The sequence below is a fragment of the uncultured Psychrobacillus sp. genome, assembly GCF_938022135.1.
Classification (GTDB): Bacteria; Bacillota; Bacilli; order Bacillales_A; family Planococcaceae; genus Psychrobacillus.
The window spans coordinates 16,063-27,017 of the sequence record NZ_CALIED010000025.1 but is presented as its reverse complement, the minus strand read 5'-3'; the positions used below and the strand labels follow the sequence as shown (position 1 = coordinate 27,017).

11 protein-coding genes and 2 tRNA genes are annotated in these 10,955 nt (G+C 38.4%); 10 read left to right on the top strand and 3 right to left on the bottom strand.

Annotation, left to right across the window (positions count from 1 at the left end; all coding sequences use genetic code 11):
- Nucleotides 1–34: 34 nt before the first annotated feature.
- From spoVT to Q0371_RS06360, 9 genes are all read left to right on the top strand, one after another.
- Entirely contained in the window at nt 35–571 is a 537-nt protein-coding gene (gene spoVT / locus Q0371_RS06395; RefSeq protein ID WP_169360358.1) for a stage V sporulation protein T, read from the top strand.
- 85 nt (nt 572–656) lie between these two features.
- Complete coding sequence (locus Q0371_RS06390) at nt 657–2,267, top strand: polysaccharide biosynthesis protein (protein WP_298469552.1); 1,611 nt, start codon at nt 657–659, stop codon at nt 2,265–2,267.
- A gap of 12 nt (nt 2,268–2,279) precedes the next feature.
- The gene (gene mazG / locus Q0371_RS06385; protein WP_169360360.1) at nt 2,280–3,740 is read left to right on the top strand and encodes a nucleoside triphosphate pyrophosphohydrolase; all 1,461 of its coding nucleotides are present in this window, start codon (nt 2,280–2,282) and stop codon (nt 3,738–3,740) included.
- Nucleotides 3,741–3,744: 4 nt separating this feature from the next.
- Nucleotides 3,745–4,035 (top strand): RNA-binding S4 domain-containing protein, encoded by a 291-nt coding sequence (locus Q0371_RS06380; RefSeq protein ID WP_251556966.1) that lies wholly within the window; start codon nt 3,745–3,747, stop codon nt 4,033–4,035.
- Nucleotides 4,036–4,205: 170 nt separating this feature from the next.
- A complete protein-coding gene (yabP, locus tag Q0371_RS06375) occupies nt 4,206–4,508 on the top strand; it encodes a sporulation protein YabP (protein ID WP_169360362.1) in 303 nt (100 codons plus the stop codon).
- Nucleotides 4,505–5,023: a spore cortex biosynthesis protein YabQ gene (yabQ, locus tag Q0371_RS19190; RefSeq protein ID WP_169360363.1), complete on the top strand. Its 519-nt coding sequence runs from the start codon at nt 4,505–4,507 to the stop codon at nt 5,021–5,023. The genes yabP and yabQ overlap by 4 nt, the downstream gene beginning before the upstream one ends.
- A gap of 11 nt (nt 5,024–5,034) precedes the next feature.
- Nucleotides 5,035–5,433: a septum formation initiator family protein gene (locus tag Q0371_RS06370; protein ID WP_298469544.1), complete on the top strand. Its 399-nt coding sequence runs from the start codon at nt 5,035–5,037 to the stop codon at nt 5,431–5,433.
- A 143-nt stretch (nt 5,434–5,576) separates the two neighbouring features.
- The gene (locus tag Q0371_RS06365) at nt 5,577–6,008 is read left to right on the top strand and encodes a S1 domain-containing RNA-binding protein (protein ID WP_169360364.1); all 432 of its coding nucleotides are present in this window, start codon (nt 5,577–5,579) and stop codon (nt 6,006–6,008) included.
- A 353-nt stretch (nt 6,009–6,361) separates the two neighbouring features.
- Nucleotides 6,362–6,820 (top strand): DinB family protein, encoded by a 459-nt coding sequence (locus Q0371_RS06360; protein WP_169360365.1) that lies wholly within the window; start codon nt 6,362–6,364, stop codon nt 6,818–6,820.
- A 464-nt stretch (nt 6,821–7,284) separates the two neighbouring features.
- Here Q0371_RS06360 and Q0371_RS06355 read toward each other — a convergent pair whose 3' ends face one another.
- From Q0371_RS06355 to Q0371_RS06345, 3 genes are all read right to left on the bottom strand, one after another.
- Nucleotides 7,285–8,016, bottom strand: coding sequence for a nucleotidyltransferase domain-containing protein (locus Q0371_RS06355; protein ID WP_169360366.1), 732 nt, complete (start codon nt 8,014–8,016; stop codon nt 7,285–7,287).
- A gap of 67 nt (nt 8,017–8,083) precedes the next feature.
- A tRNA-Glu gene (locus tag Q0371_RS06350) sits at nt 8,084–8,155 on the bottom strand.
- 7 nt (nt 8,156–8,162) lie between these two features.
- Nucleotides 8,163–8,236: transfer RNA gene (locus Q0371_RS06345), tRNA-Met, on the bottom strand.
- A 296-nt stretch (nt 8,237–8,532) separates the two neighbouring features.
- Here Q0371_RS06345 and Q0371_RS06340 point away from each other — a divergent pair.
- Entirely contained in the window at nt 8,533–10,905 is a 2,373-nt protein-coding gene (locus Q0371_RS06340) for a SpoIIE family protein phosphatase (RefSeq protein WP_298469537.1), read from the top strand.
- Nucleotides 10,906–10,955 lie beyond the last annotated feature (50 nt).

Genomic DNA, 10,955 nt, shown 5'->3' with positions numbered 1-10,955 from the left:
ATTTCCATTCTGTCGAAAGAGAGGCACACATTACATGAAAGCAACAGGCATAGTACGTAGAATTGATGATCTAGGTAGAGTTGTAATTCCAAAAGAAATACGTAGAACCCTTCGTATACGAGAAGGTGATCCTTTAGAAATCTTTACAGACCGAGAAGGAGAAATTATCCTAAAAAAATATTCTCCAATTAGTGAGCTTGGAGACTTTGCAAAAGAGTATGCTGAAACGCTTTATGAAACGTTAGGTACGCCAGTACTTATTAGTGATCGCGATGAAATGATTGCTGCAGCAGGGTTATCTAAGAAGGATTATTTAAAACGTCGTTTAAGTTCCGACGTTGAGGATGTAGTGAATAATAGAACAATGGTAGTGGAAAAGCATGAAAACTCAGTAGAATGGGTACCGGGAGTAGTTGAAACAGTTAAATCCTACTGTATCGCCCCAATCATTGCTTCTGGCGATCCGATAGGCGCTATATTCCTATTCTCTAAAGTGCATTTTATCGGAGAAGCAGAAATGAAAGCTATCGAAACAGCAGCTAATTTCTTAGCAAAGCAAATGGAGAGCTAAATGAACCTTCCTCTTGTACAAGAGGAAGGATTCTTTATATTCATGTATAATAGTGCTATTGCTGGATGGAAGAAGGATTTTAAAAATGAGTAATGATTGGAATATGAAATCGTATATGAAGGGCGCTGCCATGCTAACGGTGGCAGCAATTATCGTGAAACTACTTAGTGCAGTTTATCGCGTACCCTTTCAAAACCTAGTCGGCGATGAAGGCTTTTACATTTACCAACAGGTTTATCCTTTTATTGCGATTATTACAACTTGGACTTCTTTTGGCTTTGCTATAGCACTTTCCAAAATTTTGTCTGATTATAAAGCGAATGGGAAAACCTTTGCAATCCCTAAAATAAGAAAAATTGCTTTTTATTATATCGGAATTATTTCTATTATATTTTTTGTTTTCTTATTTTTTGGTGCAAATTTATTAGGCAGTTTTATGGGGGATGTCCAACTAGCTCAGCTTTTAAGAGCAGGATCCTATGTCATTCTGCTTATGCCACTCCTTGCAGTCCTAAAAGGAGAATTTCAAGCAGAGGGACGAATGGGGACAGTTGCTTATGCTCAGGTACTAGAGCAGGCCATTCGTGTCTCGGTTATTTTACTCGGGACCTGGATAGTTCTCTTAAATAGCTTGGATTTATATAAAGCGGGAAGTATGGCGATGTATGGAGCAGTTGCTGGAGAATTGGGAGGAGTAGTGTTCTTAGGAATAGTCTATTGGAAGATAACAAAGAAAACAGGTAAAGAAGAAAATGTAGGACCGGTGCCTGTATGGCCCATCGTAAAGCAACTGACGATGCTAAGTATAAGTGCAAGTATAAGTGCATTGCTATTTTTACTTCTTCAACTGGTAGACTCCTTCACAGTATTTCAGTTACTAATAGATAATGGAATGGGTAGACAAGAGGCGATGGAGAAAAAGGGCGTATATGATCGAGGCCAACCACTCGTACAGCTTGGGATTGTCATCGCCTCTACCCTTTCTCTTTCTATCGTGCCTCTTGTTGCACATCGTTTAAATAAAGACAAAGGAAGAACGGCCCAACCATTTATGCAGTTGACGTTTAGAATAGCCTTTACGTTTGGAATTGCTGCCGCATTAGGACTTATTGCAGTACTTCCTTATTTAAACGAAATGCTGTTTAAAACGCGTGCAGAATCTATTACTCTCATGGTATTTTCTTTGCAGATTATTTGGATGTCTTTAATATTAACATTCATGGCTATGCTTCAAGGTGGAGGAAAGGTGAGAGTTCCAACTCTAATCTTACTACTTTGTGTGTGCTGTAAATGGATATTAAACGGTATACTAATACCTAGTTATGGTGTAATTGGTGCTGCCTGGTCGGGGAATGCTAGTTTAGCTATTGCATGTATATTGATGTTGTTTTACTTTAAAAAACAGTGGAAAATACGCTTCGCTCCCAACAGTTTTTATAAGGGAGTTGCTCATGCATCATTAGTTATGTTCGTAATCGTTATTGCTTATACTAGGCTTATAGATCATTTTCCAGTTGGAATTTTATCTAGCAGAGTGGAGGCAGTAGTCATTTCACTTAGTTCGGTAATGCTTGGTGCAATAGTTTTTATCTTTGTATTGACGAAAAGACGTGTAATTGCAGAGAAAGAATGGTTCTTACTTCCCTTTGGAAGAAGAATGGCCAAGCTTCAGCTTTGGCTAAATAAAGAAAAGTAAGGTTGTGAGAAGATGCACGAAATTACAATAATCGGACTTGGGGCTGGTGATTTAAATCAGCTTCCACTAGGGATTTATAAAAAGTTAAAAAATGCTACTCATTTATACGTTCGTACAGAACAGCATCCAGTCCTTCAGGAGCTCCAAACAGAGGGCGTAACATGGACTAGCTTCGATGCTATTTATGAAAAGAATGATCAATTTGAGAATGTGTATAAAGAGATAGTGGAAAATCTTCTGAAGCTGTCAGCTGTAAATCCGATAATTTATGCTGTTCCTGGTCACCCTTTAGTAGCGGAGCAAACCGTTCAACTATTGGTTCAGGCTGAAAAACAAGGCAAGGCAACGATTACTATAGAGGGCGGGCAGAGCTTTCTAGACCCTATTTTTGGAGCTCTTCGCATAGATCCTATAGAAGGGTTTCAATTGATAGACGGAACTAGCTTTAAGCGAGATGATATACAGATGAATTCTCACGTTTTAATAGGGCAGGTTTATGATTCCTTTAGTGCTTCAGACGTTAAGCTAACACTAATGGAAAAGTATCCGGACGATTTCGAGGTCACAATAGTGACAGCGGCAGGTTCCTCCGAAGAAGTTTTAAAAAAGGTGCCTTTATTTGAACTGGATCGGGAAATGGAATTAAATAATTTAACCACCTTATACGTTCCGCCTATTCATGAAAAAGAAAGTCGTGTAAAGGAGTGGCAAACTCTTCGAGAGGTGGTAGCCCAGCTAAGGGGTCCTAATGGGTGCCCTTGGGATAAGGAACAAACACATACAACCTTGAAAAAATATGCAGTAGAAGAGGTTTACGAGCTACTTCAAGCAATAGACGAGGAAGATGACGATCATATTGTAGAAGAGCTGGGAGATGTACTGTTACAGGTTTTCTTACATGCTCAAATTGGAGAAGACAATGGATACTTCAGCTTAGAGGATGTATTAGCTTCTATAACTGAAAAAATGATTCGAAGACATCCGCATGTTTTTGGAGATGTAGAAGCAAATAGTACAGAACAAGTATTAAGTAATTGGCAGGAGATTAAAGAAAAAGAAGGTAAGAAAACGTCAAAATCTTTATTAGAGGATGAATTACGAACGGAATCGTCTCTATTGACCTCCTTTAATTATCAAAAAAGAGCTGCCAAAGTTGGCTTTGATTGGCCAGAGGTTTCTGGAGCTTGGGATAAGTTTGAGGAAGAGCTGCAGGAGTGGAAGGCTGAGCTCGTATCTAATGATAAAGAAGCACAGACAGATGAGCTGGGAGATTTATTGTTTACCGTGGTGAATTTAGCACGTTTTTACGGACTATCTCCTGAGCTTGCCATGATGCAAGCAAATCAAAAATTCAAAAGAAGATTTGAATATATAGAACGATGTGTTCAACAAAACAGAGGAAGCTTTGAAGATTATAACTTAGAGGAGCTTGACCAGTTTTGGAAGGATGCCAAAAAATTAGAGAGGCAGTGAGGATATGAGATTAGATAAATTTCTAAAAGTTTCAAGACTTATTAAAAGAAGAACATTAGCTAAAGAGGTAGCGGATCAAGGACGTATTACCATTAATAATAAGGTGGCAAAGGCTAGCTCTGACGTTAAGGTTGGTGACGAGCTATCTATTCGTTTCGGCCAAAAGGTTGTGACTGCATCCGTGGACGGGATTAAAGACTCTGCTAAAAAAGAAGAGGCTGCATCCATGTTCACCATTATTAAAGAAGAGAGATTAGAGAAGGTAGACCCTCAGTTCATTGATGATGAAGATTAGGAGAAAGATTATCTTGGTTTTCAAAGATTACGTTTAAATTGGAAGATGATAGTCTTCCTTTCCGGCTAAATCTATTAAGAATAAATTCTTTTAAAAAAAAGCATGAGATTGTGTCATGCTTTTTTTATATGGAGCATACAATAGATTAGGACAAGGAGAGGAGAGAGTATATGCAATATCAAGCAGAGAATCAAACTATCACAATTCCGTCGGGGGATCACTTAATTTCACTTAGAAATCGTAAAAGAATGGACTTAACATCTGTAAAAGCAATCGAACGATTTGATCAGCAGGAATTTTATGTACGTACATCTCAAGGAACCCTTCATATCAAAGGAGAGGACTTGAAGATTGTCCATCTAGATGTTGATAAAGGACTTCTAACTTTGGAGGGCATTGTACGATCTATGGAGTACGATGAGGAACAAAGTTCAGACGGTGCTAGAGGATTACTTCATAAATTATTCGGATGACACTTTCTCTACAGTTTTATAGTTTAATGCTAATGATTGGCAGCGGTATTTTAGTTGGTGCTGTAATAGAAGGAACGCGTTTTATAACGGGGCATACTCCCAAGCGTTCCTTTGTTTTTAAATATCAGGTAGTGTTAGAAATAGTTATTTGGATTTTAATGGGACTAGCGACCTTTTACATTCTTTTTAATGTACGAGACGGGATTTGGAGAATTTATGATCCACTTGCACAAGTGTTAGGAATCCTCCTTTACCAGTTATTTTTTCAGCCCGTCTTTCGGTTAGCTGGAAGAATCTTTTTGCGTTTGGTAGTAAAGCCGATTTGGTTCATAATTCGGACCATTTTAAGGATTCTTGGAAAAATTATATCTTTTATCATATTTATTATCAGTTTAATAATAAAACCATTCCGTACTCCATACAAAAAATTAAAGCTATTGGCACTACAGAAATTGCCAAAAATAAGTTATAATAAAAGATACCAAAAATATAAGAAAAAATATAAGAAAAGATAGGAGAGAACGATGTGAGGCAGAGACAAATACAAAAAGAACCATACGAAAAACAAGTGGCATCTATAAATACAGATTATTTACGCTCTGTTCAACGTCGCGAATCTCGTATAAAATCTAAAAAAGTTCGGTTATTTAGACGGTTAGCAGTATTCTTTATCGTTTCAATAGCAGTAACTGGATTTTTAATAATGACCCTTGTGAACAGCCATCAAACATTAGCAGAGAAAAAGGAACAGCAGGTCCAGGTAGAAGAAGAACTAGCAAAAGTTCAAGAAGACCAAGAAATGCTCAAAATCCAAATCTCCAAGTTAAATGATGATGATTACATCGGAAAGTTATTAAGAAAAGAATTTTTCCTTTCAGAGGAAGGCGAAATTATCTTCTCTCTTCCAGAGGAAAATGATAAGTAAATTAAAAAAAACCAATTTGAAGAGAGTGGTCTTGTTGACACTCTTTTTTTGTTAGCTATAATAAAAGATAGGATATGTATAAAAAAACTATACAAATTCATTTTTTAAGGACCGCTTAAATTTTAAGGAGGAGCATTTTTTTTATGTCAATTGAAGTAGGCAGCAAGGTACAAGGTAAAGTAACAGGAATCACTAACTTCGGAGCATTTGTCGAGCTTCCAGGAGGCTCAACTGGTCTAGTTCACATTAGTGAAGTTGCAGATAACTATGTGAAGGATATTAATGATCATTTAAAAGTGGGCGACATGGTAGAAGTTAAAGTGATGAATGTTGAAGCGGATGGCAAAATCGGCTTATCTATTCGTAAAGCAAAGCCACAAGCAGAAAGACCAGAGAGACCAGAACGTCCTCAGCGTCCACGCAGTAATAACCGCCCGAACGATCGTGATCGTCCGAGCAAAGAGAATTTTGAGCAAAAAATGGCGAGATTCTTAAAGGATAGTGAAGATCGTTTGACTACGTTAAAACGCGCAACTGAATCTAAACGCGGTGGTAGAGGCGCAAAACGAGGATAACATGCTGTCTGTTTTATCGGTAGAAAAAATGTTTAATAGATGTAGAAAGGTGCTAGCTTAGCTAGTGCCTTTTTTGTTGTTTAGGAAAATTATAAAATTTTGAACCTGTGGATAAATTGATGTCTAGCTCTGGCACCTTGCCCCTCGGGGTCAAATGGATAAAAGCTCCGGTGGCTGAGGAACTGCCTCCTCGCTTTTCCCCATTTGCCTGTCGGGGCAGACATAGGTGCCTGCGCTTTTCTTGTATTTAAAATATTTTCAAAATACGCACAACTAAGGTAATATTTACTTAGTGCAACCATGAAAAAGAGAATGAATAGTTAAATCTAGGATTTAGTGTAGGAGGATGAGTGATGACTAAGGATGAAATTCTACATGCACATCAAAACTACTTACGTTGGTTGACCTTTCTTGAGAAGATGAGTGAGGATGAAGGAAATACTCCTTATCGAGAAGGGAAATGGACTCCAAACGAGATTGTAATGCATCTGGCAGAGTGGGATAAGTTTACCTTGCAGGAGCGTTTACCTCTAATGAAAGAAGGGGAAAAACATCAAGCGTATCCGAATTTCGAAGACTTCAATGCAAAAGCTGCAGCCCTTGCTCATGAACAAACATTTAAAGAAACCCTTGCTCATGCAAAAAAGCAACGTGAAGCGATCATGGCAGAGCTTCAGAAAATTGATGAAGTAGAATGGGATAAGTACTTTTATATTGGTGACCATTCAAGTACTATACGAAATTATTTTACAGACTTCATCGAGCATGACCTACATCATCAAAAACAAATAACACCGGAATATAATAACTAACCTCTCAAAAACCCGTTAGACCATTTTCAAAAGGTCTACGGGTTTTGTTCTTTGGGAAGTAAATAAGAAATTGCGATTTCCGTTCCAGTCGGACGCTTTCCGCCGGCATGGCCTCAGCCTCCTCGTCGCTGCGCTCCTGCGGGGTCTTCACCTCATGCTATTCCGGCAGGAGTCGCCGCCTTTCACTTCAATCACTTAGTATTCCTACTATGCAAATTAATGTTCTGCACAATTTCAAGCAATATAAAAATACATTCTGGAAAGATTTAAGTATCCTACTACAAAATTTTAGAAAGAATTAATATTTGAAGATTCTAATATGAATCAACTAATTAAACACTAGGTTTAGAAGATTATAAATGATCTACAATATGATAATCTCCATTTTTCTTTGCAGGCGCATAGTCTTTCCGATATATTATCGTACAGATATATCTCCAACTGTTGCATTAGGTTAACTATGCTTAGTGATCATCACTGGTAGGCTTGCCTAAAGAAAACCCTTCAAACAAGCGCCCACCATAAGGCTGAAGCATCTCGTCGACAATCTCGACAATCTTCTCTTTTTCACGATGCTTGTAATAGGCATCGAAGGCTTCCGTAAATTTAATTGCAAATGATTCGTCAAATTGTTTCAAAGCACGATACCCCCATTTAGACGTACCCGTCCACTGCCGATTTGTTCTTAATACAAATTCATTGGCTAGATCTAAGAGGGAATGGACGACAAATAGCTCCTCTTGGGTATTTGTACAGCCAATAAAATCATCTAAAACATCTGTAAGAAAATAGCGTTTCATCGTAATAGTCTCTTTAGACCATTCCCTCGGTCCATTCGACAATAGTACGCGAGCCTCTTCTTGAATAGGGGACAATACCCCTTGCCCCTTTAATACCACTCCCTCCGCGACCATCTTTGGAAGGGAAGGCTTAGCCCTTTCACAATCCAGCTCAAAGAATTGCTTGTAGGAGCTCAAACTATGGGCAAATACCTCTATTGGCCATCCTTCTAAGTATAGAGATTCTCTATAGGAGGTGAGAATGTGCTCATCGAATATTACAATATCCAAATCAGAGGTGGAGGTACCTTCTCCTCGAACAACACTCCCAGCTAAAATGGCTCCTAGACAATGAGGAAAGTATTGCTGAACAAAATGCTCAGCTACTACAAGTGGATCACTTTTCTTCTTAAACATTTACCTGCCTCCTTTGATAAAAGGATAACAAAAAAGAGGTTGCAAGTATGCAACCTCTTTTTAAAGATGACCCCTACGGGATTCGAACCCGTGTTACCGCCGTGAAAGGGCGGTGTCTTAACCGCTTGACCAAGGGGCCGTATAAATGGCGGCCGAGGGGATCGAACCCCCGACCTCACGGGTATGAACCGTACGCTCTAGCCAGCTGAGCTAGGCCGCCGTTATAACAACAAATATCATATTACAAGCGTTTGGACAAAGTGTCAATACTTTTTTAAAAAGATATTCATAAATATTCATTTACGAAAAAAACTGACAATTTATGTGCGGATAATAACCTAGGAATACGTTGGTTTTCGAGTGGTCCAGGGCCAAATGCATCATTCAATATTTCAGGGAATTCAAAACGTGGTATATCAGGTCGAAAAGTTTTTGAGAGTGGTGCCAGGAAGAGACATACTTTTTGAGATCCACTAGGTATACTTCGAACATGAGTTGAATAGGGAGGAATACAATATGAAAACTATTTACGAACAAGAGCAAAAAAGAAGTTTCACATGGAGAAGGGTAGTTGAAAATATTCAAGCAAGAAAGGTCACCTTAACCTTAATGGCGACATTCTTTGTACTTTCATTTTTCTTAGCCCAGGTTGTTCTATTCGAAGCGTCAGTACCATTTTTCTTGCCTATTTGGGCATTGGTTAGCTTAAGATTTCAACGATTTATTCCTTGGACATTTGCAGGAGCACTATTAGGAAGCTTGACGCTTGGATTAGGGCAATTGATGATTCATGTATTTCAGGGTATTTTCTTTACGCTTCAAGGAAAGAAGCTGATAAATAAAATCCCTATTCCCTTATTTGTATTAATAGATGTCGTATTGATCCAGGTTCTTTGGCAATTCGCTTCATATAGGGGCTCAGTTCCAGTTTCTGTTTGGTTAGCGATAGGGTACGAAGGTGTATTGAGCTTGTTCATGACAATCTTTTTGTTTCAGTTATTCATTCCATTACCCGAATTGATCCATAAAAAATGGACAATGGAAAGGATGGGCTCTGCTTTATTAATAGGAGCCCTAGTGCTAACTGGTATGTCATCCTTTATCATTGGTTATGTTTCGGTTCCATTAATACTTGCACATCTAGTAATTGCTGTTGCTGCCGCGGTAGGAGGTGTTCAACTTTCTACTGTTGTGGCAGTCCTGGCGGGCACGGTATTAAGTATTTCCACCTTAAGCTTTAGTGGAATGATTGCGGTTTATGCCTTGACCGGCTTCTTAGCGGGTCTCCATAAGAGATTTGGCAGGCTTTGGCAGGCATTCAGTATGCTTGGAGCCACATTTTTCTTTCTGTTATATGATCGAACGTTACCTCTAGATTCGGTTTATATCGGCTCATTGGTAGCGGCCTCGCTAATCTTTTTTATGATTCCTTCTGCATGGATTAAGGATTTGAAGGAACAGCTTTATCCTGACACGACGCATGTCTTATTGAGAAGACAGAAGTGGATGACTGAAAAGGTGAATCATCAGTTACAGGAATTTCAACACTTTGTGGATTTCATTACGCGTTTTATATCAGATCGATTTGAACCTAAAGTAGCAAGTGAGGAGAGGGTAGAAGCATTAGTAACTTGTCAGTCTTGTTTTCATTATGAAAAATGTTGGGGGGCAAAATCAAACGGCATACCGAGTCTAATTCAACAATGGGAGGAGCAACCTAAAAAAGCGAGGATACAGTTAGAAAAGAAAATGCAGTTTAAATGCGTTAAACCATTACAAATAATGCACGAATTAAAGGAGAGGGAGGCGAAAAGAAAGCTAGCCTATGAAATGCAGCATGGTAAAAAGATGTTTGCCTTAAAATTGAGAGATATGGGAAATCACATGAGTGAGCTGATGAACAACTTAGAAAATAATGTTGCGTTGTATACATCCCAGGAGGAAGAGGTGAAACAGAAATTTCAGCAATGCAATATTCCATTTTATCAAATAGATGTATTGAACATTGATGTGGGTCAGATGGAGGTAGTCTGCTGTTTGCCAATAGAAGCTAGAGGTAAAATGATAGGGGAAAGGTTAATAATTCCGATTTTATATGAGCTATGGAAGGAACCTTTTGAAATAACTTCGATGAAAGAAGTTCATCACCCATATGAACATATTCAAGTATCATTTAAATCTTCTGTCCGATTTAGTGTTTCACACGATATATTTACTTCTTCTAGTAAAAATACAATCTATTCAGGAGATGCACATGCCGTTTTCCAGCTACACCCGGGGTTATTAGCAGTTATTTTATCAGATGGGATGGGTAATAATGTAGAGGCACATAGGGAAAGTAGGAGGGTAATGCAGTTTATGAGGGAATGCCTTCATAAGAAAATGGATCCTGAGACAACTATGCATACATTGCATTATATGATGAGTCTACAAGATGACTCAGATAGCTATGCTACGGTAGATCTGGCTTTAATAGATTTACAAAAGGGAGAGTTGTGGTCCTGGAAAGCTGGTAGTATGTCTACGTATCTAATTCGAGGTAATGAGATGCGTAAAATTGAAAGTAAGCATGTGCCATTTGGCTTTTTGCCTACTTTTTCAATAGAGGCGAAAAAGGTCGATATTAAAGATGGAGATATATTATTAATGCTATCGGATGGTGTGTTCTCAGCAAATACAACAATAGAAAAACAGGAGGCCTACTACAAAAAGGTGTTACAGGATCCTACAATGAGTGCAGAAAAATTTGTGAAGATTTTAGAGGAAACCTACTCATTGCCAGGAGATGATAGAACTGTAATCTTTATGCAGGTGAAGCATGCTGTACCGGAATGGTCGATATTTTCACCAAGACAAGCCGCAAAATTTCAAGAAAAAATGGTACACTAGACTAGTATAAATGTTTATAGAGAAGTGAATTATGAAGATAGATTATTTTT

What these genes read in the sequence shown, in the direction of transcription:
- spoVT (WP_169360358.1), top strand. Translation starts at nt 35, where the DNA reads ATGAAAGCAACAGGCATAGTACGTAGAATTGATGATCTAGGTAGAGTT.
- Q0371_RS06390 (WP_298469552.1), top strand. Translation starts at nt 657, where the DNA reads ATGAGTAATGATTGGAATATGAAATCGTATATGAAGGGCGCTGCCATG.
- mazG (WP_169360360.1), top strand. Translation starts at nt 2,280, where the DNA reads ATGCACGAAATTACAATAATCGGACTTGGGGCTGGTGATTTAAATCAG.
- Q0371_RS06380 (WP_251556966.1), top strand. Translation starts at nt 3,745, where the DNA reads ATGAGATTAGATAAATTTCTAAAAGTTTCAAGACTTATTAAAAGAAGA.
- yabP (WP_169360362.1), top strand. Translation starts at nt 4,206, where the DNA reads ATGCAATATCAAGCAGAGAATCAAACTATCACAATTCCGTCGGGGGAT.
- yabQ (WP_169360363.1), top strand. Translation starts at nt 4,505, where the DNA reads ATGACACTTTCTCTACAGTTTTATAGTTTAATGCTAATGATTGGCAGC.
- Q0371_RS06365 (WP_169360364.1), top strand. Translation starts at nt 5,577, where the DNA reads ATGTCAATTGAAGTAGGCAGCAAGGTACAAGGTAAAGTAACAGGAATC.
- Q0371_RS06360 (WP_169360365.1), top strand. Translation starts at nt 6,362, where the DNA reads ATGACTAAGGATGAAATTCTACATGCACATCAAAACTACTTACGTTGG.
- Q0371_RS06355 (WP_169360366.1), bottom strand. Translation starts at nt 8,016, where the DNA reads ATGTTTAAGAAGAAAAGTGATCCACTTGTAGTAGCTGAGCATTTTGTT.
- Q0371_RS06340 (WP_298469537.1), top strand. Translation starts at nt 8,533, where the DNA reads ATGAAAACTATTTACGAACAAGAGCAAAAAAGAAGTTTCACATGGAGA.